The sequence below is a fragment of the Adlercreutzia faecimuris genome (genome assembly GCF_022669055.1).
GTDB classification, from domain to species: domain Bacteria; phylum Actinomycetota; class Coriobacteriia; order Coriobacteriales; family Eggerthellaceae; genus Enterorhabdus; species Enterorhabdus faecimuris.
Genome location: NZ_JAJMLW010000002.1, coordinates 514,340 through 539,220, shown reverse-complemented (window position 1 = coordinate 539,220; position 24,881 = coordinate 514,340). Strand labels below are relative to the sequence as shown.

The 24,881-nt window shown below is 70.4% G+C and carries 19 protein-coding genes and 1 tRNA gene; 9 read left to right on the top strand and 11 right to left on the bottom strand.

What is annotated here, in order from left to right:
- Positions 1-8: 8 nt before the first annotated feature.
- From rodA to LPT13_RS07515, 5 genes are all read left to right on the top strand, one after another.
- Positions 9-1,241: a rod shape-determining protein RodA gene (rodA, locus tag LPT13_RS07535; RefSeq protein WP_430622569.1), complete on the top strand. Its 1,233-nt coding sequence runs from the start codon at positions 9-11 to the stop codon at positions 1,239-1,241.
- A complete protein-coding gene (locus tag LPT13_RS07530; RefSeq protein WP_242165177.1) occupies positions 1,225-2,286 on the top strand; it encodes a YcjF family protein in 1,062 nt (353 codons plus the stop codon). Before rodA ends, LPT13_RS07530 begins: the two co-directional genes overlap by 17 nt.
- 5 nt (positions 2,287-2,291) lie before the next feature.
- Positions 2,292-4,247 carry a TIGR03960 family B12-binding radical SAM protein gene (locus LPT13_RS07525; protein ID WP_242165174.1) on the top strand — a complete coding sequence of 652 codons (1,956 nt, stop codon included), beginning with the start codon at positions 2,292-2,294 and terminating at the stop codon, positions 4,245-4,247.
- On the top strand, positions 4,240-4,887 hold the full coding sequence (locus LPT13_RS07520; protein ID WP_242165172.1) for a TIGR03936 family radical SAM-associated protein: 648 nt from the start codon (positions 4,240-4,242) through the stop codon (positions 4,885-4,887). The genes LPT13_RS07525 and LPT13_RS07520 overlap by 8 nt, the downstream gene beginning before the upstream one ends.
- Before the next feature lie 853 nt (positions 4,888-5,740).
- On the top strand, positions 5,741-6,559 hold the full coding sequence (locus LPT13_RS07515) for an endonuclease domain-containing protein (RefSeq protein ID WP_242165170.1): 819 nt from the start codon (positions 5,741-5,743) through the stop codon (positions 6,557-6,559).
- A 915-nt stretch (positions 6,560-7,474) separates the two neighbouring features.
- On the opposite strand, the gene LPT13_RS07510 is transcribed toward LPT13_RS07515, so the two are convergent.
- The 9 genes from LPT13_RS07510 to LPT13_RS07470 form a co-directional block, all read right to left on the bottom strand.
- On the bottom strand, positions 7,475-8,179 hold the full coding sequence (locus tag LPT13_RS07510) for a TorD/DmsD family molecular chaperone (protein WP_242165168.1): 705 nt from the start codon (positions 8,177-8,179) through the stop codon (positions 7,475-7,477).
- 73 nt (positions 8,180-8,252) lie between these two features.
- Positions 8,253-8,933 carry a 4Fe-4S dicluster domain-containing protein gene (locus LPT13_RS07505; RefSeq protein WP_242165165.1) on the bottom strand — a complete coding sequence of 227 codons (681 nt, stop codon included), beginning with the start codon at positions 8,931-8,933 and terminating at the stop codon, positions 8,253-8,255.
- Positions 8,934-8,946: 13 nt separating this feature from the next.
- Positions 8,947-11,412 (bottom strand): molybdopterin-containing oxidoreductase family protein, encoded by a 2,466-nt coding sequence (locus tag LPT13_RS07500; RefSeq protein ID WP_242165162.1) that lies wholly within the window; start codon positions 11,410-11,412, stop codon positions 8,947-8,949.
- A 67-nt stretch (positions 11,413-11,479) separates the two neighbouring features.
- Entirely contained in the window at positions 11,480-12,235 is a 756-nt protein-coding gene (locus LPT13_RS07495) for a hypothetical protein (RefSeq protein WP_242165159.1), read from the bottom strand.
- A 44-nt stretch (positions 12,236-12,279) separates the two neighbouring features.
- The gene (locus LPT13_RS07490; protein ID WP_242165157.1) at positions 12,280-13,008 is read right to left on the bottom strand and encodes a ferric reductase-like transmembrane domain-containing protein; all 729 of its coding nucleotides are present in this window, start codon (positions 13,006-13,008) and stop codon (positions 12,280-12,282) included.
- Between the two features lie 285 nt (positions 13,009-13,293).
- Complete coding sequence (locus LPT13_RS07485; protein ID WP_242165155.1) at positions 13,294-13,980, bottom strand: response regulator transcription factor; 687 nt, start codon at positions 13,978-13,980, stop codon at positions 13,294-13,296.
- Between the two features lie 23 nt (positions 13,981-14,003).
- On the bottom strand, positions 14,004-15,713 hold the full coding sequence (locus tag LPT13_RS07480) for a c-type heme family protein (protein ID WP_242165153.1): 1,710 nt from the start codon (positions 15,711-15,713) through the stop codon (positions 14,004-14,006).
- 217 nt (positions 15,714-15,930) lie between these two features.
- The gene (locus LPT13_RS07475) at positions 15,931-16,800 is read right to left on the bottom strand and encodes a PDDEXK family nuclease (protein WP_242165151.1); all 870 of its coding nucleotides are present in this window, start codon (positions 16,798-16,800) and stop codon (positions 15,931-15,933) included.
- Positions 16,801-17,336: 536 nt separating this feature from the next.
- The gene (locus tag LPT13_RS07470) at positions 17,337-17,804 is read right to left on the bottom strand and encodes a hypothetical protein (RefSeq protein ID WP_242165150.1); all 468 of its coding nucleotides are present in this window, start codon (positions 17,802-17,804) and stop codon (positions 17,337-17,339) included.
- Positions 17,805-18,008: 204 nt separating this feature from the next.
- Here LPT13_RS07470 and LPT13_RS07465 point away from each other — a divergent pair, with 204 nt between their 5' ends.
- On the top strand, positions 18,009-18,203 hold the full coding sequence (locus LPT13_RS07465; protein WP_242165148.1) for a hypothetical protein: 195 nt from the start codon (positions 18,009-18,011) through the stop codon (positions 18,201-18,203).
- A 117-nt stretch (positions 18,204-18,320) separates the two neighbouring features.
- On the opposite strand, the gene LPT13_RS07460 is transcribed toward LPT13_RS07465, so the two are convergent.
- A tRNA-Asp gene (locus LPT13_RS07460) sits at positions 18,321-18,397 on the bottom strand.
- Positions 18,398-18,638: 241 nt separating this feature from the next.
- Positions 18,639-19,541, bottom strand: a complete 903-nt coding sequence (locus LPT13_RS07455) for a LysR family transcriptional regulator (RefSeq protein WP_242165146.1) — start codon at positions 19,539-19,541, stop codon at positions 18,639-18,641.
- Between the two features lie 221 nt (positions 19,542-19,762).
- Here LPT13_RS07455 and LPT13_RS07450 point away from each other — a divergent pair, with 221 nt between their 5' ends.
- The 3 genes from LPT13_RS07450 (at position 19,763) to LPT13_RS07440 (ending at position 24,834) form a co-directional block, all read left to right on the top strand.
- Entirely contained in the window at positions 19,763-21,937 is a 2,175-nt protein-coding gene (locus LPT13_RS07450) for an oxidoreductase (RefSeq protein ID WP_242165143.1), read from the top strand.
- 159 nt (positions 21,938-22,096) lie between these two features.
- On the top strand, positions 22,097-22,651 hold the full coding sequence (locus LPT13_RS07445; protein WP_242165141.1) for a MarR family winged helix-turn-helix transcriptional regulator: 555 nt from the start codon (positions 22,097-22,099) through the stop codon (positions 22,649-22,651).
- On the top strand, positions 22,642-24,834 hold the full coding sequence (locus LPT13_RS07440; RefSeq protein WP_242165140.1) for an ABC transporter ATP-binding protein: 2,193 nt from the start codon (positions 22,642-22,644) through the stop codon (positions 24,832-24,834). Before LPT13_RS07445 ends, LPT13_RS07440 begins: the two co-directional genes overlap by 10 nt.
- Positions 24,835-24,881: the final 47 nt, after the last annotated feature.

The window sequence follows — 24,881 nt, the reverse complement described above, 5'->3', positions numbered from 1 at the left end:
GAGGGCCCGTGGCAGAGCTTCCCCAGATCAACTCCGTGCACGTCGCGCCCGCCGCCCCCCGGGCGAGCCGCCCCGCGCTCCTGGGCGGCGTCGGCGGGTCGCTTCTGTGGTTCCTCGCCGTGGCCGCGCTGCTCGTCGGCTACGGGCTGGTGGTGTGCTGGTCGGCCACCTCGACCAACGCCGACTTCAGCTTCACGCGCCAGCTGGCGGGCGTGGCCGGCGGCCTTGTCATCATGGCGCTTCTGTGGCGCCTCGACTACCGGCGCCTGGCCAACATGACCATCGTGTTCCTCGTCATCAACGTGGTGCTCATCCTGTCGCCCCACCTGCCCGTCATCGGCGTGGGGGCCAAGGGCGCCCAGTCGTGGATCAAGATCGGCATGCAGGTGCAGCCCGGCGAGTTCGCCAAGGTGACCGTCGTGCTGTTCGCGGCCAGCCTGGTGAGCCGCTACGGCGGCACGCTCGAGGACGCGCGCGAGTACTGCAAGGTGCTCGGCCTGCTGCTCATCCCGTTTCTGTGCATCATGACCCAGCCCGACCTGGGCACGGGGCTCGTGTACCTGTTCATCGCCGCCACCACGCTGCTCATGGGCGGCGCGCGGCCCCGCTACCTCGTCATCACGCTCCTCGCCGGCATCGCGGCCATCGCGGCGGTGTTCGTCATCGACGAGTTCCTCAAGTACGAGAAGTCGCCGGGCGTCTACGAGTACCGCCTGCTCAAGAACTACCAGCGCAGCCGCCTGCTCGTGTTCCTCAACCCCGACGCCGACACCTCCGGCGACGGCTACAACCTGGCCCAGGCCATGATCGCCATCGGGTCGGGCGGGCTGTTCGGCAAGGGGCTGCTCCACGGCACCCAGGCCACCTACGGCTACCTGCCCGAGGCGCCCACCGACTTCATCTTCTGCGTGCTCGCCGAGGAGCTGGGCTTCGTCGGCGTCGTGGCGCTCCTGGCCCTCTACATCGCGCTCATCATGGCGGCCCTGCGCATCGCGCGGGAGGCCGACGACCTGTTCGGCATGCTCATCGTGTGCGCCGTCGTGGGGATGTGGCTGTTCCAGATACTCGAGAACATCGGGATGACCTGCGGGCTCATGCCCATCACGGGCATCCCGCTGCCGTTCGTCAGCTACGGGTCGTCGTTCATGGTGGTCAACTTCGCCATGCTCGGGCTGATCGCGTCGGTCTGCACCCATCACAACGCGTTAGGAAGGAAGGGCGCCTATGCAGCTACCCATTGACATCCCGGCCGTCTTGAAGGCGGCGACCGACATCGACGGCGCGGCAGCCACCCCGCTGTCGGTGAGCGTCTACATCGACGAGACCGCCCCGGGTGATTTGGCCGGGCACGTGCGCGCGCTCCTGGCGAGCCCCGGCGCCAACACGCGGGTGACCATCGGGTATCTGGAGGGCGAGCGGCTGGTGGAGCCGACCGGCCGCGACGACATGGCCGTCATCGTGGCGGGGGAGGGCCCGCGGGTGGGCGCCCAGGCCGCCGCCGTGCGCGCCGCCGGCACGCCGGTGATGGTGGCCACGCTGAGCCCGTCGGCCGTGCGCGCCCGGGCCGAGGCCGCCGGATGCCCCATCCCCGCCGGCGACGTGGCCGCGCCCGACACGCCGGCGCCCTCCGCGTCCGGCGAGCTGCCGGTTGCCCTGGCCGACGCCGCCCGCGAGCCCATCGCGCTCGACGACGCGGCGCGCGCCTCGCTCGACGTGCGCATGGGGCACTGGGTCATCGCGGCCTGCGCCGAGAAGAAGCTCGCCTTCGCGCTGGCCTTCCCCTTCGTGCGCCGGCCCCTGGCGGTTGACGCCGTCAACGCCACGGCGCTGCAGAACGCCGGCATCGGCGCGGTGGTGTTCATCCCCGGCGCCGACATGCCGGTGATGACGCTCAACCAGGCCAAGATGCTCCTCCAGATAGCCGCCGCCTACGGCCAGCCGCTGAACGGCGAGCGCATCAAGGAGCTGGCGGCCGTGGTGGGCGGCGCCTTCCTGTTCCGCAACATCGCGCGGCAGTTCGCGGGCCTGGTGCCCGGGCTCGGCTGGGCGGTGAAGGCGGCGGTGGGCTTCGCCGGCACCGAGGCCATGGGCCGGGCGGCCATCGAGTACTTCGAGGCCGGCGGCGACATCGTGGGACTGGCGAGCGTCGTGCAGAGGGCGCGTGACGAGGCGGTGGAGGCGGCCGGCCGGGCCGCGGCCACGCCGGCCGGCGAGCGCGTCATCGACGCGGCCAAGCGCGGGGCGGCGGGCCTTGTGCGCGCCGTGCGCGGCCGGGCGAGGGGGTAGGGCCCGTGCCTCAGACGAACCTGTGGCCGCGGCTGCGGCCCCTGCTGGCGCGCGTCGAGCGCCCGGCGCGCTACCTCGACCACGAGTGGGGCGCGGGCGCGCCGGCGGGCGACGCCTTCTCCTTCTGCATGGTCTATCCCGACACCTACGAGCTGGGCCAGGCCAACCAGGCCGTGCGCATCCTCGTGAACGCGGTGAACGCCGCAGACGGCCTGGCCGCCGAGCGGGCCTTCCTGCCCGCGGCCGACATGGCCGACCTCATGCGCGAGGAGGGCCTGCCCCTGTTCTCGCTGGAGGGCTGCGCGCCCGTGGGCGAGTTCGACGTGGTGGGCATCACGCTGCCCCACGAGCTGGCGGCCACCAACGTGCTGGAGGTGCTCGACCTGGCCGGCATCCCGCTGCGCGCCGCCGACCGCGCCGAGGACGACCCCATCGTGCTGGGCGGCGGCCCGTGCGCCCTGAACCCCGAGCCCTACGCGCCGTTCTTCGACGCCATCACCATCGGCGAGGGCGAGGAGGCCACGCCCGAGACGCTCGCGCGCATCCGCGAGCTGCGCGACGCCGGGGCCCCGCGCGCCGCCATCCTGCGGGCGCTCGCCGCCATCCCCGGCACCTACGTGCCCTCGCTCTATCGCTGGCGGACCGAGGCCGAGGCGCAGGAGGCCGGCAGCTGGGCCGAGCCGATTGAGCCGGGCGTGCCGGCCGCCATCGAGCGGCGCGTGTTCGAGGGCTTCGCGAGAAGCGACGCCTGGGAGCCCACCGTGGTGCCCTACACCGAGGTGGTGCACGACCGCCTGAACGTCGAGGTGCTGCGCGGCTGTGCCCGCGGGTGCCGCTTCTGCCAGGCGGGCATGATGTACCGCCCGGTGCGCGAGCGCTCCGCCGACAACATCGTGGCCGCCGTGGAGCGCGGCCTGGCCGAGACGGGCTACGACGAGGTGAGCCTGACGTCGCTGTCCTCGACCGACCACTCGCAGATCGCCGAGATCCTCGCCCGCGTGAACGGCGCCTGCGACGGCCGCGGCATCCGCGTGTCGGTGCCCTCCCAGCGCCTGGACGCCTTCGGCGTGGAGATGGCGCGGCTGGTGGCCGGCCAGAAGAAGGGCGGCCTCACGTTCGCGCCCGAGGCCGGCACCCAGCGCCTGCGCGACGTCATCAACAAGAACGTCACCGAGGACGACCTGTTCGGCGCTATCGACGCGGCCTTCGCCGCCGGCTGGCGCCGCTGCAAGCTCTACTTCATGATCGGCCTGCCGACCGAGACCGACGACGACATCAAGGGCATCGCGAGCCTGGCCCAGCGCGCCTACGACCGCGCCAAGGCCGCCGTGCCGCCCGACCAGCGCGGGTCCGTGCGCATGGGCGTGTCGGTGGCGGTGTTCGTGCCCAAGGCCCAGACGCCGTTCCAGTGGGACGGCCAGATCAGCCCCGACGAGGTGCTGCGGCGCGTGGGGCTGCTCAAGCGCTCGGTCAAGTACAAGGCCGTGGACGTGCACTACCACGACCCGAAGACGAGCTTCGTCGAGGCGGTCATGAGCCGCGGCGGCCGCGAGGCGGCGGACTGGGTGGAGGCGGCCTGGCGCCGCGGCGCCCGCTTCGACGCCTGGACGGAGCACTTCGACGAGGACGCGTGGCGCGAGGCGGCGACCGAGGTGGGCCTTGAGCCCGAGGCCATCGCCCAGGTGACGCGCGAGCCCGGCTACGTCATGCCGTGGGCCCACGTCTCGACCGGCGTGTCGACGCGCTTCTTGGCCCTCGAGCGGCGCCGGGCGGCCGCGGGCGAGACGACGCCCGACTGCACCTTCGGCGCCTGCACCGGCTGCGGCGCCTGCCCCACGCTGGGGGTGGATAACGAGCTGGCCGCGCCGCGCGTGGCGCCGGCGGGCGCCGGGGCCACGCGCGGCGCGGACGAGGGGGCGCCCCGCGCGGGGGCGCCGGAAGGAGGCGCGTGCCATGGCTGATCCGAGCCTGTTCCGCCTGCGCGTGGTCTTTCGCAAGGCCGGGCGCCTGGCGCTCCTGTCGCATCTCGAGGTGGCGCGCGCCCTTGAGCGCGCGGTGCGCCGCGCGGGGCTTCCCTTCGCCGTGAGCCAGGGATTCTCGCCCCACATGCGCATCGCCTTCGGCGCCGCGCTGCCCGTGGGCGTGGGCGGCGAGCGGGAGTTCTACGACCTGTTCCTCACCCGCTACGTGGCGCCGGCCAAGTGCCTCGAGGCGCTGCGGGCCGGGAGCCCTGACGACCTCATGGCGCTTGAGTGCGCCTACGTGGAACACGCGGCGCCGGCTGCGTCGGTGGCCTATCCCCTCAGCACCTACCGCGTCGACCTCACGGCGCCGGTGGGGGAGTGGCCGGTGCCCGACGCGGTCACCGTCGTGCGCAAGAAGAAGGAGAAGGAGCTGGCGGTCGCCGAGTACCTGGCGGGCGAGATGCTCCTGGCCGATGACGGGCGCTCCGTCATGTTTGCGCTGGAGGCCAAGCCCACCGGGTCGCTGCGCCCCGACAAGCTGGTCGATGCCTGCCTGGCGCTCATGCCCGAGAAATCCCGCCCGCAGCGCGCGGCCCTCACGCGCATCGCGCAGTCCGACGGGACGACGACGCTCTAGCGCGGCCGGCGGCTGGCCGACGGGCCGTTGAGAATGCGGCACGGCCCGTCAAGCAGCCGGTTCGCGCTTCTAAAGAGGATTTTGGCGCGGCCGGGGCATGTGCCCCGTGGCGGGATCCGGTTCGGCTTTTCTTCCGGGGCGCCCGCGCGAGAAAACTTAGGGCGCCTCTTCTCCGGGAGCCTGGGGCTGCAAGGGGGGGAGGTCAGCGCTTCTCGCGCAAAACGGCGCGCCAAAATGGACGGAAAACCCGGTTTGACGACAGCATCCTGGCTTCTCGCCGCGCTTCGCTTCGCAAAACCCCAGGTCATGAAGTTTTCTTTAGCAAACTTTCGGAAATCGCAGTGTCCTGGTGGACGAATTCGGTCGTCAAGGCGTCGTTTCCGTCCATTTTAGAGCGCCGTTTTGCGCGAGAGGGCGTTTCGAGCGCGCCCTAGGCTGTCTTCGGGGAGGGGCAGCGGGCGTTCTGGGGATCCCTCGCAGGCGGGCGCGGGGCGGGAACGTCGGGCGGGCGCAGCGCGGCGTCGTCCTCGGGCGAAGGGATCGCCGGGCGGCGTCGGGTCGCCCTTTTCAGAGGGGGGGTGCGGCGTCCCCTCGTGCCTGCGGAGCGTGCGGGACGGCTTTTTCGGCGGATTCCCGCCCAGGCACTTCCCTTTGCGGGGCCAGTCGCTATAATCCCTCCGTGAAAACCGTGTTTTGTAAACATACGGCTACGTTTATCCTCCGTTCGGGTCGGTTTGACGTTCCGACGAGCTCGTCGCGCGCCCTTTTGAGGCCTGACGGCGAGCCTCTCACGGCGCGGCGGGCGCGTGCCTGCGCTGAGGCTCTGGGCCTTTCGTCCGACATCCCGCTCCACGTGCTCGACCTCGTGGGCGCGCGTCCTCGCTCCGCCGATCGCGTTGCGTTCCACCGCTGGGCGGCGGAGCTTCCGCTCAACCAGCTGGTTTCCCTTGGCGGGGACGCGTATGCCCTCGGCCCCGAGCTGCTTTTGCTCGAGATGGCGCGTTGGGTGGATGAGGTCGACCTGATCCTTCTGGGCCATGAGCTCTGCGGCGGCTACCGCGTCGACCGGAGCCGCGAGGAGGGAATCGCAAGCGCGGCGCCGCTCACGACCGTCCGCGCGATTTCGCGCTGCGTCGAGCGAAACGCTGGCGTCGCGGGGGTGAAGCGCCTGCGCAAGGTGCTGCCGCACATCGGGGAGGGAGCGGAGTCCCCCATGGAGACGGCCCTCGCGCTCATCGTGGGCCTTCCCATGAGCCAAGGCGGCCTGGGCGCTCCCAAGCCCCTGCTCAACTATCGTCTCGATCCGGGGCGTCGATGGCGCGCGGCAGCGGAGAAGGGCCACTACCGCTGCGACCTCTACTGGCCGGATCGCCGCGTCGCCGTCGAGTACGACGGGGAACGCGCGCATACGGGCGCCCTGCGCATCAGCGCCGACGCGCGGCGGCGGGCGGCGCTTCAGGCCATGGGCGTCACGATGGTCAGCGTCACGCGCGACCAGCTCTACCGACCGGGCGACTTCCAGCGCCTGGTGAAGACGCTGCGGCAGACGCTCGGGCTGCGCTCGCATGCTCGCTGCGCCGACTACCCGGCTCGTCAGGATCGGCTGCGCGCGCGGGTCCTCGGCGTAGACCGCGAAGCGGGCGACCTGTCCCGCCTCATCCGCTTCGGCTAGCGGACGCGTAGCGGTGCGCGAGGCGGCGTGGGGCACCAGCGTAGCGGTGCGCGAGGCGGCGCGGGCGCCGGCACGGCCGACATGCGGAAGTCAGGCGCGGCGCAGATCGCCTGGGGGGCAGACGCGCGGACGATTCACGACGCCTTCTGTCGCGGGCGGCCCCTGCCATCGGCCCCGGCCTGGCCTGCCGGTTGGGCGCAGGCGATCGTTGCAGTTAAGGGGCAGAGGCGCCTACGCGGCAGGCCTCTGCGGGTCACGCAGGCGATTCGGGTTGTGCGGGCATGTGCCCTCGCCGCCGGTCGTCGGAGGCGTCTGCGTCGCCGCCCGTGCGAAAAGCCACGCTAAAATGGCCAGAATCGACGGTTTGACGACGGAGGGGAACCAGCTTCCGAGGATCTCAGGCGCATAGTCCCAGGTCACGAAGTTTACCAAAAATTACTTTCGCGCTCCCAGGTGCTCTATCGGACGTATTCTGTCGTCGAAGCGGATCTTTTGGCCATTTTAGCGCGGCATTTCGCACGGGAAGAGGGAAGGGGGAGTGGGACGGGCAATCGGAGGAGGCCTGCGTTATGCCAGGCGCGCGCCCATGCGCTGTGTTGGGCTTTCCCGCGAATGCGCGCCCTGCGCAACGCGGCACCTCCTGTGGGCGCGCGTTCGCGCAGGGCGATATGCGCCCTATGCGAACGCGCGGATCTCGGCCATCCGCCAGACGAGTGCTCGTCTGGAAAGCGGCCTGGAGTTCGCCTTGCGGCGATCAACGCGGAGGGGGAGCTCCCCGACGGGCTGGCGGATTACCCGTCGGGGAGCTCCCCCCTCCGCAACGCCGGCGGGTAATCCGCCAGCCCGTCGGAGCACGCGGGCCTGACGACGCCGCGCACCCCGTGAGCACCTTGTGAGCGCCCCGCAGGCAGCGCTCTAGTGCTCGGTCAGCAGCTCCATGACGCGCAGTCCGTAGGCGCTGAGCCCTGCGTAGAAGGTGCGCGCCTCGTCGTCGTCGACGACGACGGGCAGCGCGTGGCTCACGGCCTCGAAGAACGCGGGGAGCCAGCGAAGCGCGTGCTCTCCGACGAAGCGCTCTGAGCGCTCGCGCCAGAGCGCGGCGCCCTCCTCGTCCTCCGCCGTGAGCGCTGCCGCCTCGCTGCCGATCGCGTACGACAGGAACGACAGCTCGCTCCATATGCTGTCGCAGGGCTCGACGCGGGAATTCTCGGGCAGCACGCCCGCGTCGCGCATCGAGCCCTCCACGGCCAAAGTGATGGGGGCCCGGAACAGCGCGGGCTCACCGTCCTTGCCGTCCACGACATGGCGGAAGGCCGACTCGTAGGGCCACACGGCCACGCCGTCGCCTTGACGCATGAACAGGAGGGAGTGCGCCCGCCGCAGCTTGCCGAGCAGCGCGTCGGCGTCGCATCCGACAAGCTCGTTCCATGCCGCGCATGCATCCGCGGCCTCATCGGGCGCGATGCCGCAGTCCTCGAGGCAGCCCCGCGCGTCAGCGGCAAGCGTGCCCTCGGCCAGGCCCCGTGCCAGCTCCTCGGTGGGGAAGGGCGCAGCGGCAGCCAGCAGCTCGCACGCGTCGGCCTTCCCGACGACCGTGCGCAGTTCGTTCTCGTCGACCATGGTCACTCCTCAGAATCAGGCCGACCCGCGTCGAGGAGGGGATCGACGCGGGTCGGCGGTTGGTGCCGTAGCGCTAGGAGCGCTCAGGCGGCAGCAGGTAGTACACGTTGGGCGCCGTGCCGGCTCCCTCGCGCAGCTTGTGGTACTTGCGTCCCTCGATGGCCTTGGACACCTCGGAGTTGGGGTCGTCCAGGTCGCCCCAGTAGCGGGCGCGGCCGGGGCACAGGTCCATGCACGCCGGCACCTCGCCGCGGTCGATGAGGTTCTTGCAGAACGTGCACTTCTCCACGATGCCCGCCATGTGCTTGGGGGCGTCGTACTCGCCCACCACGACATCAAGGTAGTACTCCGGATCGCCCTCGCTCAGAGTGCGGACGCCCTCGTAGGGGCAGGCCATGATGCAGGCGCCGCAGCCGATGCACAGCTCGGGGTCAACCCAGACGATGCCGTCATCGCGCTTCTGCGTAGCGCCGGTGGGGCACACGCGCAGGCAGCTGGGGTTCTCGCAGTGCTGGCACTGGATCGGCATGAACTCGAGGATGCAGTTGGGGAAGGTGCCGCCAGCGTTGTCGTTGGCGAGGGCGCCCTTCACCACCGCGGTGCCGAAGGAGCCGTCCCAGTCGTGGTCGGTCTTGGTGTACACCACGTTGTAGGAGATGTCCTTGGGCAGGTTGTTGGAGATCTTGCAGGCCGTAGTGCAGGCTTGGCAGCCGATGCAGCGGTACAGGTCGATGGCCATTCCGTATCGGGTCATGTTTCCCTCCTCCTTAGAGCTTCTCGATGGCCACGGCGCAGTCGAAGTAGGACTGGTTGCGGCATGCCTGGTTGTAGTCATTGAAAGTGGTGGTGGCGAGGTCGCCGTCGATGTGCTCGCGGGTGAGGAAGCTGCGCGGGCAGTGGAGCGCCTTGCGCTGCTCGCCGGGGTTGATGGTGGCCAGCAGGGTCACCGAGCCGCGGTCATTGTACAGGCGAATGGTGTCGCCTTCCTTGATTCCCAGCTCAGCGGCGTCCTCGGGGTTGATGCGGCAGACCGGCTGCTTCTCGAACTCCTTCATATAGTCCACGTCGTACCACTGGGTGTGGGTACGGGTGCGCATGTGCTCGCAGCAGACGCTGAAGGGGTACTTCTCGCGGATGGGGTTGTCCAGGTCGGCCTCGCGCGCCGGCTCCCAGAACAGGGTGAACTTCTCCTTCTCGATGTCGAGCTCCTGGCCCATCATGTAGTCGGGCTTGGGATCCTCGCGGTAGAACGAGGCGCGCTTGCTCGGCGTGTAGAACTCGCCGTTCGGATGGGCGACCGGCCCGCTGACCTCGCAGCGCAGGTAGTTCTTCTCACGGATCTTGTCGATGGTGACCCCGTGCGCCTTGCCCCAGGGAGTGGAGAGCAGGACGTTGAGGTACTCGTCGTCGGTGAACTGGAAGAAGTCGCCATAGCCCATGGCGTCGGCGATGAGGCGGTAGATATCAGCGTCGGGCTTGCTCTCGTAAAGCGGCTCGACGGCCTTCTCATTCCACAGCAGGTAGGGGTTGCCGTAGTAGCGGACGCGGAGGTCAGAGGTCTCGAACCAGTGGCAGGCAGGTAGCAGGATGTCGGCGTAGAGCGAGGTGTCGTTCATCGTCATCTCCTGGATGACGATGAACTCGATCGCCTTGAGCGCCTTGATGGTCTCGTTCTGCTCGGTCTGGTTGGAGACGATGTTGGTGCACACGGCGTAGAACGACTTGATGGGAAAGTCCTTGCCCATCTTCTTGCCCGTCTGGACGATGTTACAGAAGTCGGTCCAGTTGAGGGTGGCGCCAACGCCCCGCGGCTTCTCGCCCGAGGCGCTCGGCATCGAGATGGTCGCCTGGGTGTTGCCTTCGCCGAAGTTGCCCTCGCCGGTGTACATGCCTCTGCCGGGGAAGCACATCTGGCCGGTGATCAGGAGCAGCGAGTTGATGCACTTGGAGGTGTACATGCCGTTGTTGTAGTGATTGAGGCCGTACTTCATGTCCGTCATCACGTTGCCCTCCTGCGTGTAGAGGTGGGCAAGGTACTTGATGTCCTCGATGCTCGTGCCGGTCACCTCGGAGGCGCGCTCCAGGGTCCAGGGCTCGGCTGCCTCGCGGATCATATCCATCTCGGTGCGCACGTGGAAGCCGTTGATGTCGGGCACGTCGCCGAGGGCGGGCTTGGTCGCCTCAGTGTAGGGCATGGCGGTCTGCGTGTCCTCGTCCCACACGACCCACGGGTCGACGGTGGTCTCCTTGCCCTGTGCATCGGTGGTGGTCGTGGGCGCCACCCCCAGGTCGCTCATGCGCAGGAACTTGCCGTCGTCCTTGATGAGGAAGGGGGCCTCGGTGAATTCGCGGAGGAACTCGGTGGCCTCCCAGCCCTGCTCGAGAACCTCGTGGATGATGCCGAGCGCGAGCGCGCCGTCGGTGGCGGGGTGCACGGGGATGAACTTGTCAGCCTTGCCGGCCATGGTGCGGTAGGCGATGTCGATGACGATGAGGTCGGCTCCCCGGTCGCGGGCCTCGAGGAAGAAGTGGGTGCGCTGCTTCTCGGACACGGCGGTGTCGCCTGCCCAGATGATGAAGTGGTCGCCGTTCACCGTGTCGGCGGCGCGATGGCCGTGGGCACCCGGGCCGAACATGTAGGTGTGGGACATCGGCGTGGCGATGTCGCGGTCGGGCAGGACGCGGCTCGTGCCCATGACGTTGAGCAGGCGCGCCATGATCGAGCCCTCGGGAGCCGGGCCGCCCAGGGTGCCGGTGTTGCCGCTGCCGAGGAAGAACGCGATGGACGTGGGGCCGTACTCCTCGATGTAGCCCTTCCACTTGTCCGTGATCTCCTTGATGGCCTCGTCCCAGCTGATGCGCTCGAACTTGCCCTCACCGCGCTCGCCGATGCGGCGCATGGGGTACTGCAGGCGCTCGGAGCTGTAGACGCGGGCCGGCAGCGAGAGGCCCTTGGGGCAGATGCGGTTGAACTCGGGGCCGTCGTCGAACTTGCCCGCGGTGGTGCGGACCACCTGGCCGTCACGCACGTGCACGTTGACGTAGCAGCCGTTGGCGCACTGGGAGCGGCAGGCGCCGGCGAAGATCTTGGTCTCGGGCACGGGGCCGCCGGTCTCGGCCAGGTTCGAGCCCTGGGCGCTGCATCCGGCCAGGGCGCCAGCGGCTCCGAGGGCCGCGGCCCCCTTGATGAAGCTCCTGCGAGAGAAGCTGTGCATGCTCTCCTGCTTTTCCATGAAAGCTCTCCTTTCCTCGATCTCCCCTGAGCGGGAGATCGTCGTTCCTTCGTTTGCGGGCGGCTCGCTAGATGATGCTGGCGGCGTAGAAGCCGTAGCGGCTCAGGCACACGCCCACGAGCACGCAGGCGATGAGCGCGCCGGCCTGCCAGCTGGCGGGGGCCTTCTGAGCGGCGACGGAGACGGCGATGCCGCCCAGCCCGGCCACGACCAGGCCGGCGTAGATCAGCATGGCGTCGTTGCCGACGGAGCCGAAGTGCAGACCGGTGAGCAGCATGACCACGGCCAGCACGGCCAGCACGACGATGTTAGCCAGCGTGAAGGGGCGCTTGGCGAGGACGTCCTTCGAGAGGATGGCCCACAGCGCCAGGCCCATGGCGATGTCGCCGACCACGAACAGGGGGATGGTCGTCCAGTTGGCCCAGGCGGCGGTGCCCACGTTGGCCAGGTAGGCGAAGCCCATGATGAAGGTCATGACCAAGCTGACCGCGGCCGTGACCCAGACGAGCGCCTTGGGCGCCTCGCCCTTGCGCCAGCACACGATGAGCAGCACCAGCAGCAGCACGCCCAGCACGATGCCGCAGTAGGCCTCCTGGGCGATGCCGGCAGTGGGGTTGCGCAGGGCCAGCAGGAACAGCGCCGGCCTCTTCAGGTGGAAGAGCACGCCGAGCATGCCGATGCCCAGCAGCACGAGCGCCGTGAGCGGTGCGAGCCAGGGGCGCGCCGGCTTCTCCGCCGGCGGGAAGGCCGCCATGGCCATGACGAGGCCGGCGGAAAGGCCGCCGAGCGTCGTGAAGATGAAGAGCGGGAATTCAGAAATCATGTGACATCATCCTTAAAGATTCGGGATTGACGGACGGACGGCCCTTAGGCTGCGCGTGGCTCAGGCTCGTCGCTCATCGGGTCTTCCGCCTTGGCAGCGTCCTTCACGCGCCGGTCGGACAGCGCGCGGGCGCCGCGCAGGGCGACGTAGACGACGAGCACCGCCGCGTAGGCGATGGCCCCCTCGAGCGCGGCAGTGCCGCCGCCGAGGGCCGAGGGCATGAGCATGAGCAGCGCATGGGCGCAGGCCAGGACGAAGAACGGATACGCGAGGCGCTGCACGCGCTTCCACTGCGCCAGGCTCATGGCCCGCTTGACGCGCTGGAACGAGGTGATCCCCAGGGCGATGAGCAGCACCGTCAGCACGAGGGCGACGATGAGGCCGGTGACGACGGTCGGGCTGGCCAGGGCGCCGGAGATCGCTCGCGGGACGTAGGAGGCGGCGTAGCCGACGATGTGCCCGACGCACAGGACGCACGCGACGATGGAGACCTCGGCACGCACGGGACGCAGCCAGCGGCTCAGTCGACCGTCACGCGGCAGGACGCCGATGAACATGACGATGACGAAGAGGGCCATGGCCACGTAGCAGCGCTTGATGAGGACGAGCAGCGCGAGGTCGACCGCCTTGGGCAGTCCGAGCGGCGCGGAGGCGAGCTGGACGGCGACGGCGACAACGGCGAGCGCGTAGAAGGCGACGGGCCAGCGTCGGAGCGGCTCGCGCAGGGCGAGGCATGCTGCGAACGCTACGACAAGCGTCAGGACGAACGACATGGATCGCGACCTCCTTCCTCGAAGACGACAGGCTTTTCTTGGGTCATGAGGCCCTCCTCTCTCTTCGGATCCCCTGGTGAAGAGAGTACGAGCCGGCGCGAATAATAGCCATACACGGGTGATAAGGCTTCGCTAACTATTTGATTAACGTTTCATTAACAAATTGGCAACGACAAGATGTCGCAGGTGAGAGCGGTGTTTCGGCTCCGCGCGCAGGCGTCTGGCGCAGGGGAGGAGCCTGCGCGCGGAGCGGGGACTTGGCGTGGGGGGTGCGCGAAGCGGGGCCTACAGGGAATCGGTCATCTTGTAGCCGACGCGCGGGACGGTGAGCAGGTAGCGCGGCTCGCTCGGGTTCTCCTCGATCTTCTCGCGGATCTTGCGCACGAAGACCGTGATGGAGTTGGACTTGGCGTCCACCTCGCCGTCGCCCCAGATGTACTCCTGGATCTGCCCGCGGGTGAACACCTTGCCGGGGTGGGTGGCCAGGAAGGCCACGATCTCGAACTCCTTGGCCGTGAGGTTGGCCGGGCGCCCCTTGACCAGCACCTGGTAGGCGTCGAAGCGGATCTCCAGGTCGCCGATGACGGCGGTGCCCTCGCGGGTGGTGCAGCTGGAGAACTCGATGGCGTCGCGCCGCCGCCGCAGGTGCGCCTCGATGCGCAGCATGAGCTCGGCGATGTCGAAGGGCTTTGTCACGTAGTCGTCCCCGCCGGCGCGGAACCCGATGGACTTGTCCACGATGTCGCTCTTGGCCGACAGGAAGATGATGGGCATCTCGCGCTCGCGCTCGCGGATGCGGCCGCACAGCTCGAAGCCGTTCATCCCCGGCAGCATGATGTCGAGCAGCAGCAGGTCGGGCCGCTCCCGCTCGAGCAGGGCCAGGCCCTCCTCGGCGTCACGGGCGCCGCAGTAGGCGTAGCCCCCCCTGCTCGAGGGCCTTGCGGATGACGCCGTGGATGCTCTCCTCGTCATCGATGAGCATGACCTTGAACACCTTACCCCACCTCCCCGTCGGGGCGTCCCCCGACGCCCTCGTCATCGTCCCCGTCGAGCGCGACCGCCAGGCACGCCGGGATGCGCATGGTGAACGCGCTGCCGGTGCCCGGGTGGCTCGACACCCCCACCTCGAAGCCCTGGAGCGTGGCGTACTCGCGCACGAGCGCCAGCCCCAGGCCGCTGCCCTTGAAGCGGCGCGTGGAGGTGCTGTCCACCTGGACGAAGCGGTCGAAGATGCGCTCCTGGTCCTCGGGCGCGATGCCGATGCCCGTGTCCTCCACCCGCACGAGCACGTCCCCCGTGCCCTCCTCGACCGACGCGCTCACGCGCACGCTGCCGCCGTCGGGCGTGAACTTGATGGCGTTGGTGACCAGGTTCTCCAGCGCGCGGTGGGTCTTGTCGTAGTCGCCGTAGACCAGCGACACGTCGGCGGCCACCTCGGCGCTGAAGACCAGGTGCCCGCTCTCGGCCAGGGGCCACGCGGCCTCCTGGGCCGAGGCCACCAGATCGCCCAGGTCCATCGGCTCGCAGGCCAGCGACTCGCGGCCGGCGTCGAGCCGCGCGATGTCGAGCAGGTTGTTCACCATGTCCAAGAGCACGAGGCTGCTCCGGCGCACCTCGTCCCAGGAATGCCACGCCTCGGATCCCTCCTCGCAGGCGTCGAGGGAGAAGTGGGTGGTGGCCAGGATGGAGGTGAGCGGCGTGCGTAGCTCGTGGCTCACCATGGACAGCATGTCGGTCTTGAACTGCGACTCCTCGGCCAGCCGCTGGCCGAGCGCCTCCAGGTGGTCGCGCTGCCGCTCAAGCGCCAGGTTCACCTGCCGCAGGTCGCGCGTGCGGTCGGTCACCTTCGCCTCGAGGTCGGAGTAGAGGGCCGACAGCTCGCGTGCCATGACGTTGAACTGGTTGATGAGCTGGGCCATCTCCCGCGCGCGGGACGAGGCGGCCACCTGGCGCGGGTAGCCGCCGGCCTCCACGTCCGAGGCCGCCTTGATGAGCCCCACCGGCCGCAGCACGAAGCGGGCCGTCACCACGTAGACCACCGCGCCGATGGCCAGGATGAGGCAGGCGAAGAACACCACGTCGCGCAGGACGTTGTTGAGCAGCATGGAGCTGGCGCGCTCCGCCGGGATGCTGATGGAGATGGCGCCGCCCACCGAGTCGAGCGTCCAGCCCTCCTTGTCATGCCCGGTGATGTCGATCTCGCCCACGGGCTCGCCGTGGCACTCCAGGCAGCTCTCGTCCACCTCGAGGGCCCGCACGTAGCGGAACTGCGGGGCGTCCTCCTCCACGACCGTGCCGTAGTACTCGGTCACCGAGCGGTCCTCGTTGAAGGTGACGAGCGCCTCCGTCTCGAACTCGTCGGGGCGGTCGTGGACGCGGCGCGGGTTGAGGTTGGTGTAGCGGATGGAGTAGTCGTTGTTGGCGGAGAAGATGGCGCCGATGCTCTTGCCCACGATGGCGCAGTGGAGCCCCTTGAACTCGTAGGTGCCGTCGGAGGTGTAGTTGATGGTGTCCTGGGAGGTGTCCATGAACTTCCACACGGCGTCCATCTCCCGCGCGAAGGTGCGGGCCTCCTCGACCATGGACGTCTCGGTGTCGCGCCGCTGCGTCTCCACGTCGAAGACGACGAAGATGAGCATGGCTGCCAGCGACACGGCGGTGAGCGCGAGGAAGTAGATGGCGCGCAGGCCGAGCTTGCCCCTCATCGCCGCGTCACCTCCCCCTCGCCGGATAGCCCCACGTTGCCTTTGACTCAGGTCGAATGGCAAGTCTAGCGCATGCGCGCGAGCGCGGGGCCGCGCGCCCCTAAGGTTTCGCTAACTTTTGCATTAACAGAATATAAAGGAGCCCGCCACTCATCGATGCCCGCCGCGCCGCCGCGGAGGAGTGCCGCCTGGCGCGCGAGGGCGGCGCGCCGGCGCGCTATCCGAAGCGGATGAGGCGCGAGACGTCGCCCATGGCCGGGTCGAAGCCGAGGGCCCGCGCGCGGAGCCGCCGCTGGCGCTCGGGGTAGTCCGCGCAGCGGACGCGCGAGCGCAGGCCGAGCACCCGGCGCAGCGTCTTCTCCAGGCGCCGGAAGTCGGCGGGGCGGTACAGCTGGTCGCGCGTGACCGTCACCGTCGTCACGCCCATGGCCTGGATGGCCGCCCGGCGCCGCGCGTCGGCGCTTATGCGCTCGGCGCCCGTGTGGGCGCGCTCCCCGTCGTACTCGACGGCCACGCGCCGCTCGGGCCAGTAGAGGTCGCAGCGGTAGTGCCCCTTCTCCGCCGCGCCCCGCCAGCGCCGGCCGGGATCGAGGCGGTGGTTGTGCTCGGGCCGCGGCGCGCCGAGGCCGCCCCACCTCGGAGGAAGCCCCACGATGAGCGCGGTCGCGGTCTCCATGGGCGACTCCGAACCCTCCCCTACGTGGGGCAGCACCCGGCGCAGCCGCTTGGCCCCCGCGACGCCGGCGTTGCGCTCGGCGCATCGGCGCAGCTCCCGCACGCTCGTGAGGGGAGGTCGGCTCGCGAAGCCCTGGTCGCAGGTCCGGTCGATGCGATAGCCCCCGCAGAGCTCGTGGCACAGGAGGAGCAGGTCGAGGTCGTCGACGCAGCGCGCCATGTCGAGCAGGAGCAGCTCGGGCCCGAGCGAGAACGCGTCGCCGCCCAGGGGGACGAGCTGGCCCATCGGCAGCGGGGCCGCCCACCGGTGGAACGCGGCCGCGGTCGTCGAGCGTGGCCGCCGGCCGTCGAGGTCGAGCACGTGGAGCGGCCTCGGGGCCGGAAGGCTCAGGTCGTCGGCGAGCGCGCTCACCCGCCGCGCCGAGAGGGGCTCGTCGTCGGGGCGCAGGAGGGCGCGCGGCGAGGCGCCCCGGCTCCCGAAGCGGCCCGAGCGGAGGAGAAACGTAGCCGTGTGTTTACAAAATACGGTTTTCACGGGGGGATTATAGCGATAACCGCCGTGAGGGGAAGACCCTCCGGTGGAATTTCGCCTGGGATCGCGCCAAGGGGCGAGGGGCGTCGCCGTAGCTCGCCTGCGCGCACGGGGGGGTGCCGCGGCGCCTATGCGCTCGCGTTGCCCCCCCCCGTGCAGAATCCGGCGACAAAATGGCCCGAAACGACGGTTTGACGACGTTTTCCCGCCCTCTCGGACGCCCCGGCAGGCGAATGGGAGGGAATGGGAAGCGCCGACCTGCGGTTTTGCGTGGGGCGCGCGGCGCGGACCGCCCGGAAGCGTCGTCAAACCGTGAGTTTCGGCCATTTTGCGCCCGAGTCCTGCACGAGCGCCGTCCGCGCGGGCGCGAAAAAGGGGCCGCCCCGGGTGGGACGGCCCCTGGCGCTTCGGGGCGCCTAGGCGCTGAAGTGGGAGCGGTGGGGGCTCAGGGGACGCGCGTCGCCGTGGAGGCAGTGGACGAGGAAGGTGATGCCGGCGAAGCCGAGCGCCACGCCCAAGCCGGTGTAGAAGAAGGCGATGAACCACGGGGGCACCAGCCCGAAGGTGCGCAGCGAGATGCCGCCGCCCATCATGACGGCCATGATGAGGTAGCCCTTGGCGTCGAAGAAGCGGTGGACGCCCTGGGGCTCGTCGTAGGCGCGGATGCGCGCGACGTGCTTGGCCACGAGGGGCTGGAACACCCGGGAGTGGAACAGCGCGAATACGGCGAGCGCGCCGGCGACGAGCAGGGCGGTGAGCCACCAGGGCGCCGTCGCGCCCTCCTGCATGAGCGCCTGCACCCCGAGCGTCGCGATGCTCGTCCCGGCGGCCATCCACACCGCCGCCGCTATTCCCAGAAGCCCCTTGGGCCCTACCTTCGGCATGTCCTGCTCCTCGCCACGCGCCTGTCAGTTCCCCCGTACCCTAGCACTTCGCGTGAGGGGAGGGAAGCGACGGCCCGGAAACGCCGCGTGGGGCGCCCCCTCCACGCGGTCACCGTGCCTCGGTGCGTCCCCCTTCCGCCTGGTCGGGGGCGATGTTAGCGCGCGTTGCTTGAGGCGGCGGGCGGTTGGCGCTAGGGTGGGGCCGTGAGACGAGCCGGAGACGGAAGGCGGGTGGGGCTCATGCTGGGCGAGAACATCAGGAGGACGCGGTTCGACGGCTTCATGGGCAAGCCCGGCAGCGCGCTCATGCTGGTGAACGTCCTCGAGATGGCCGTCGAGGCCCAGGGCGGCCGGGTCACGGTCGTCTCGGCCTGCGATTACGAGTATCAGCGAGGGTGACGCGCGTCGCGGCCGCGGGGCTGCCGGCGAGCTGACGGGGGAGGGTGCCCAGCGCGTCCTCCCCCTTTCGCGCGGAAAAGAAAAACGCCGCCCGACGTGGGCGGCGAGTGGGTTCGATGGCGGGATGTACGAGACTTGAACTCGCGACCTCCGACGTGACAGGCCGGCGCTCTAACCAACTGAGCTAACACCCCGTGCTTTCGCAGCTCGTATAGTATACGCACCACCCCAAGACGATGCAAGAACTATTTTGGGAAATTTTTCGCCGCGCCTAAAGGCGCGGCGCGGGAAGGGGTGGGGAGCGCCAGGCGCCGCGTGGGGAGGGCGGAACGCGCCGAGGGCGCGGCGCAGGGGAGCGGGAGGTGGCGCCTGCGGCATGCGGTGGCGCGTCCGCCCTGCGACCTCCGACGTGACAGGCCGGGAGCCGCGGGCGCGTCAGAGCGCCCCGTGGTCGGCGAGGATGCGGGCGGCGTCGTCGAGGAATGCCGTGAGGGCGTCGCGCTCGGCGCCGTCGGCGGGCACGCGGTGGAGCCAGCCGATGTCGAGGGCGAGCCCCGCGTCGGCGAAGGGGAGCGTCCGGGCGCCCGCGGGCAGGCGCTTGCGCGACACGGCGCTGATGACGGCCACGCCGCCGGACTCGCGCACGGCGAACAGCTCGGTGCTGCGCTGAGGCGCCCAGGTGACGGGGCCCGCCACGCCCAGGCGCTCGGCGAGCAGGGCCTCCACGGTGGTGGCGAACCCCATCTCATCGCGCGGCAGGACGAGGGCGCGCCCGCGCAGGGCCTCCCCGCCCACGGCGCCCAGCTCGCACAGCGGGTCGCCCTCCTCCACCAGCGCCAGCAGCGGCACGCGGCCCACCGGCCGGAAGGCGAGCCCCTCGCAGGGGTAGGCCACCCCCAGGAGCAGGCACGCGTCGTAGGTGCCGGCCGCCAGGCCCGCCACCAGCTCGTCGGCGTCGCCGAAGCGCACCGACGCCCGGCAGCCGGGCTGGGACGCGGCGATGGCGCGCGTGGCCTGGTACAGCTCGTTTCCCAGGGAGTGCAGCAGGAACCCCAGCCGCACCTGGCGGTCGTAGCCGTCCCGCATCAGGTCGAGCGCCGCCATGGCGCGGTCGTAGTCGTCGACCACCCGCTCGAACAGCTCGAGCGCCACCGCCCCGGCCGCGGTGGGCGTGACGGCATGGGTGGTGCGGTCGAGCAGCGTGAGCCCCACCTCGCGCTCAAGCGCCGCCAGGTGCTTGCTGAGCGCCGGCTGGGACAGGTAGAGCCGCCGCGCGGCCGCGGTGACGTTGCCCTCGCGGGCGCAGGTGGTGAACTCGCGCAGGTGCTCTATCTTCACGGGGCCTCCCTCCGGCGCCCGCCCAGGCGCGCTCGGCCAATCGGTCATTCCATTCTAGCATCACCGAGGGCAAAGGGTAATTTCCCTGGGCGGGGGCGCTCTTCTACCATGAGGTCGTGGGACGGCGCGCAAGGGGCGCGCCCCCGAGCCTGCCTCGGCGGGCCCGGGCATTCTACGAGGGAATGGGCCGTCACGCGGCCCGCGAGAAGGGGAGGGCTATCATGGCGAGACGGAGGCTCGAGAAGATCCTGGAGCCGTGCTACATCGGCAAGCTCAAGGTGAAGAACCGCATGATCCACATGGGGTCGCACGGGTCCATCCCGAAGGACGACCAGGGCGACGCGCCCATCTCCCCGCGCTGGCTCGCGTTCTACGAGTCGCTCGCGGCCGGCGGCTTCGGGCTCGTGTCGCTCGGCGGCGGCATCGTGAAGCTCGACGAGACGGGCGAGCGCGGCTTCACCACCATCCAGTCCAACTTCTCCTTCGAGGGGCTCCAGGCGCTCGCCGCGGTCATCCACAAGCACGACGCCCACGCCTTCTGGCAGCTGCTCTGCGGCTACCCGACGCGCCAGCTCGACCAGGCGCACGTGACCTCCTACGCCTCCTCGACGCTCACCCAGGACGACCTCGACGGGCTCATCCCGTACTACAACCCCACCACCGCGCTCACGCGCGAGCAGATCGACGTCATCACCACGGCCTTCGCCGACGCCGCCGAGCTGCTCCAGCGCGCCGGGTTCGACGGCGTGGAGATCAACGCGGGGCACAACCACGGCCTCAACACGTTCCTGTCGCCGGCGTGGAACCGCCGCACCGACGAGTACGGCGGCTCGGCCGAGAACCGCGCCCGCATCGTCTGCGAGATCAACCGCAAGATCAAGGAGCGCTGCGGCGCGGACTTCCCCATCATCGACAACCTGTCGGGCGCCGAGTACAACGTGGAGGGCGGCCGCACGGTGGCCGACACCGTGGAGCTGGCCCGGCTCTTCGAGGCGAGCGGCGCCGACGCCATCCACTGCCGCTACGAGATGTACCACGAGGGCATCCCCGAGCTCGGCATCCCGCGCACGGCCCACGAGCTGCCTGACGTGGACCTCTACCCCGGCTACGTGGACGAGGATCTGTCGGAGTGGGGCATCGACAACTCCTTCGGGAAGGGGATGATGGCCTGGTCGGGCGCGGCGGCCGCGGTGAAGGCGGCGGTGTCCATCCCCGTGAGCGTATCGGGCCGCACCGACGCGTTCAACGGCGACAAGCTCATCGCCGAGGGCAAGATCGACTTCATCAGCATCTGCCGGCGGGCGCACGCCGACGCGGACTACTGCCGCAAGGTGGCCGAGGGCGCCTGGGACGACATCCGACCCTGCGTGGGGTGCAACACCTGCTACGACATGTCGGCCCACAACGTGAACACGTGGTGCATGGTGAACGGCGGCGTCATGGAGGGCGCCGACTACGCCCAGGTGCCGCCGGCCGACGCGTCCAAGCGCGTGGTGGTGATCGGGTCGGGCGCCGCCGGGCTCGAGGCCGCGCGCGTGGCCGCCCTGCGCGGGCATGACGTCACCATCGTCGAGCGCGAGGGGCAGCTCGGCGGGACGCTGCCGCTCGCGGGCATGATCTGCGACTTCCACGAGGACTTCCTCGGGTTCTCGCGCTGGCAGGTGCGCCAGGTGGAGAAGCTGGGCGTGCGCGTGATGACCAAGACCGTCGCCGACCGGGCGCTCGTGGAGTCGCTGGCCCCCGACGCCGTCATCGTGGCCGTGGGCGGCGCCGAGCCGGCCGTGGACATCCCCGGCATCGACCGCAAGATCGTGGTGACCGGCGAGGAGCTGCACCGCCAGCTGCGGGCGGCGCTCAAGGTGTTCAACGTCGAGCGGCTCGGCAGGCTCTCGAAGCTCTACCTGCCGGTGGGCAGGCGGGTGGTCATCCTGGGCGGCAGCATGCACGGGCTGCGCACGGCGCACTTCCTCATGCGCCGCGGCCGCGAGGTGGTCATCGTGGAGGAGGGGCCCGAGCTCGGCACCGGCATGCTCGACTGCGGGCCCAAGCCCAACATGCTGCGCTGGTTCGTCGCCAACGACGTGGAGATGCTCACGAACGCGCGGGTGCGCGAGATCACCGATGCGGGCGTCGTGGTGGCCGACGCGGACGGGGGCGAGCGCCTCATCCGCGCCGACAGCGTGGTGACGGCGCTGCCGCTCGAGCCCAACCTGGCGCTCTACGACGAGCTCGCCGGCGTGGCGCCCGAGGTCTACGCCGTGGGCGACTGCAACCCGCTCATCGTGGACGCGCCCTACCCGCCGTCGAAGATCGAGCCGGTGGAGAGCGAGCTCATCTGGCCGCGCTTCACCGCGGCCGCCGTCCGCGAGGCCTACCGCGTGGCCCGCGGCATCTAGGCGGGCGCGGCTCCGCGCTCCGGCTCCGCGCGGCGCGGAGCCGGAGCGTGCCGTTTCGATGGCGGGCGGGGCGCGGGCGTTGCCGCGGGCGGCGACTTGGGGTACTTTAGACGCTAAACTATTTAGCGTCGCAACCCGAGACGGACGGAGCGCCACCCCATGGAGAGGACCATCGAGACGATGAAGGTCGAGTTCCTCGACCTCATGCGCAAGCTGCACCGGGCCGGGCCCCCGTGGATGCCCACCTGCGAGGGGCTCACCGCCAACCAGGCCCGGGCCCTCCACCTCGTCTACGTGCTGGAGGGGGAGGCTGCCGACGACGCGCGGCCGGGGGTGCTCGCCGCGCATCTGGCCGTGTCGCCCTCGGCGTTCTCGCAGGTCGTCAAGGCCCTCGAGGAACGCGGGCTCGTCACGCGCGAGCGCGGGGAGGGCGACTTCCGCGCGGTGTCGCTGCGGCTCACCCCTGCCGGCGCCGCGCTGGCCCGCTCGCTCGACGACGCCTTCGCCGCGCGCATGCGCGAGCTCGTGGACTACGTGGGCCCCGAGCTCTTCTCCCAGATGATGGACGGCGTGGCCAAGGTGGTCGAGTTCCGCCTGGCCGAGGCGGCGTCCGCGCCCGGCGCGCCCGACGCGGCCCGCCCCTGCGGCGCGCCCGCCGCCGGCCCCGCGCCCGAGGCCGGCCCCGCCCCCGAGGAGGGCGCCCCGTGCATCTGATCGGCTACTTCCGCCGCCACAAGGCGGCCGTGGCGATCGTCTTCGCCCTCCTCGTCGTCCAGGCGGCCGCCGACCTGGCGCTGCCCGGCCTCACCTCCCAGATCGTCGACGTGGGCATCCAGCAGTCCGGCGTGGAGTCGGTCGCCGTCGACGAGATGACCGACCGCACCTTCGAGCTGGCCTGCGCGCTGGCCCCGGCCGATGACGAGGCGCTCCTGCGCGCCTCCTACGACCGTGCCGACGGGGGCACCTGGGCCCTCAACGCCGAGGGGCGCGCCCACCGCGCCGAGCTGGAGCGCGTGCTGGCCCTGCCGCTCATCGCCGCCCACGCGCCCGACGAGGCGCCCGTGGGCTCCCTCGACCAGATGATGGCCGCCTACCGCGCCGGCGAGCTGGACAAGCAGCGCGTGTTCGCCCTGGCCGACGCCGCCCGCTCCCAGCTGGGCGACGGGGAGGGCCTCACCGGCCAGCAGGCGCTCGCCGCCGCGCGGGCCGAGTACGAGGACGCCGGGTACGACCTGGCCGCCCTGCAGATGTCGTTTCTGCTGCGCACCGGCGCGGCCATGCTCGGCCTGGCGGCGCTCGGGATGGCCGTGTCCATCTGCGTGGGGCTCGTGGCCGCGCGCACCGGCGCCCGCATCGGCTACGAGCTGCGCTCGGCGCTGTTCTCGCGCGTGGTGTCGTTCACCGAGGGCGACATCGGCCGGTTCTCGGCCGCCTCGCTCATCACCCGCGGCACCAACGACATCCAGCTCATCCAGAACGTGTCGGTGATGCTCCTGCGCATGGTGCTCTCCGCGCCCATCCTGGCGGTGGGCGGCATCGTCATGGTGATGGCCACCAACGCGTCGATGGGCTGGATCATCGTCGTGGCCATCGCGTGCGTGTTCGCCGTCATCGCCGTGGTGTTCAAGGTGGCCATGCCCAAGTTCCGCGTGATGCAGCAGCTCATCGACCGGGTGAACCTGGTGGCGCGCGAGATGCTCACCGGCATGCCGGTCATCCGCGCCTTCGACCGCCAGCCCTACGAGGAGGCTCGCTTCGACGAGGCGTCGACGCGCCTCATGCGCACCCAGCTGTTCACCAACCGCGTCATGACCTTCATGATGCCGGCCATGATGCTCATCATGAACGCCACCTCGGTGGCCATCGTGTGGGTGGGCGGCGCCTACGTCGACGCCGGCGTCATCCAGACCGGCGACCTCATCGCCTTCATCACCTACGCCATGGTCGTCATCATGAGCTTCCTCATGCTGGGCATGGTGTCGATCATGCTGCCGCGCGCCGACGTGGCCGCCGAGCGCGTGAACGAGGTGCTCGCCGCCGAGCCGGCCGTGCGCGACCCCGAGCCCGCGGTTGGACAGGCGGCCGCGGCGCGCCTGGCGGCCGCCGCCGAGGCCCGCATCGCCTCCGGCGGCCCGCGCGGGGCCGAGATCGCCTTCCACGACGTGTCCTTCGCCTACGACGACTCCGACGAGCGCGTGCTCGACTCCGTGAGCTTCACGGCGCGCCCCGGCCAGACCCTCGCCATCATCGGCTCGACGGGATCGGGCAAGTCCACCATCGTCAAGCTCATCGAGCGGTTCTACGACGTGACGGGCGGCTCGGTGACCATCGACGGCGTGGACGTGCGCGAGCTGCCCCAGGCCGTGCTGCGGGCCCAGCTGGGCTACGTGCCCCAGAAGGCGTTCCTGTTCAGCGGCACCATCGAGTCCAACGTCGCCTACGCCGACGAGGCCATGGGGGAGGCCCGGGTGGAGCAGGCGCTCGCCTGCGCCCAGGCCCTCGGCTTCGTCAACGAGCGCGAGGACGGCGTGGACGCCGAGGTGGCCCAGGGCGGCTCCAACGTCTCGGGCGGCCAGCGCCAGCGCCTGGCCATCGCCCGGGCGCTGGCGGCCGACGCGCGGGCCTACCTGCTCGACGACTCGTTCTCGGCCCTCGACTACCAGACCGACGCCGCCCTGCGCCAGGCCATGGCCGCCACGCTGGGCGACGTCACCCAGGTCATCGTCGCCCAGCGGGTGTCCACCATCCGCCACGCCGACGCCATCGTCGTTCTCGACGAGGGGCGCGTGGCGGGGCTCGGCACCCACGACGAGCTCATGGAGCGCTGCGGGGAGTACCGCGAGATCGCCCTCTCGCAGCTCTCCGCCGAGGAGCTGGCGGGAGGTGATGCGGCATGAGCCTGAGACGCGCCGATCCCGCCAAGCTGGCCGAGCGCGAGCGCGCC

What these genes read in the sequence shown, in the direction of transcription:
- LPT13_RS07530 (WP_242165177.1), top strand. Translation starts at nt 1,225, where the DNA reads ATGCAGCTACCCATTGACATCCCGGCCGTCTTGAAGGCGGCGACCGAC.
- LPT13_RS07520 (WP_242165172.1), top strand. Translation starts at nt 4,240, where the DNA reads ATGGCTGATCCGAGCCTGTTCCGCCTGCGCGTGGTCTTTCGCAAGGCC.
- LPT13_RS07510 (WP_242165168.1), bottom strand. Translation starts at nt 8,179, where the DNA reads ATGGTCGACGAGAACGAACTGCGCACGGTCGTCGGGAAGGCCGACGCG.
- LPT13_RS07505 (WP_242165165.1), bottom strand. Translation starts at nt 8,933, where the DNA reads ATGACCCGATACGGAATGGCCATCGACCTGTACCGCTGCATCGGCTGC.
- LPT13_RS07500 (WP_242165162.1), bottom strand. Translation starts at nt 11,412, where the DNA reads ATGGAAAAGCAGGAGAGCATGCACAGCTTCTCTCGCAGGAGCTTCATC.
- LPT13_RS07495 (WP_242165159.1), bottom strand. Translation starts at nt 12,235, where the DNA reads ATGATTTCTGAATTCCCGCTCTTCATCTTCACGACGCTCGGCGGCCTT.
- LPT13_RS07490 (WP_242165157.1), bottom strand. Translation starts at nt 13,008, where the DNA reads ATGTCGTTCGTCCTGACGCTTGTCGTAGCGTTCGCAGCATGCCTCGCC.
- LPT13_RS07485 (WP_242165155.1), bottom strand. Translation starts at nt 13,980, where the DNA reads ATGACGAGGAGAGCATCCACGGCGTCATCCGCAAGGCCCTCGAGCAGG.
- LPT13_RS07480 (WP_242165153.1), bottom strand. Translation starts at nt 15,713, where the DNA reads ATGAGGGGCAAGCTCGGCCTGCGCGCCATCTACTTCCTCGCGCTCACC.
- LPT13_RS07470 (WP_242165150.1), bottom strand. Translation starts at nt 17,804, where the DNA reads ATGCCGAAGGTAGGGCCCAAGGGGCTTCTGGGAATAGCGGCGGCGGTG.
- LPT13_RS07450 (WP_242165143.1), top strand. Translation starts at nt 19,763, where the DNA reads ATGGCGAGACGGAGGCTCGAGAAGATCCTGGAGCCGTGCTACATCGGC.
- LPT13_RS07445 (WP_242165141.1), top strand. Translation starts at nt 22,097, where the DNA reads ATGGAGAGGACCATCGAGACGATGAAGGTCGAGTTCCTCGACCTCATG.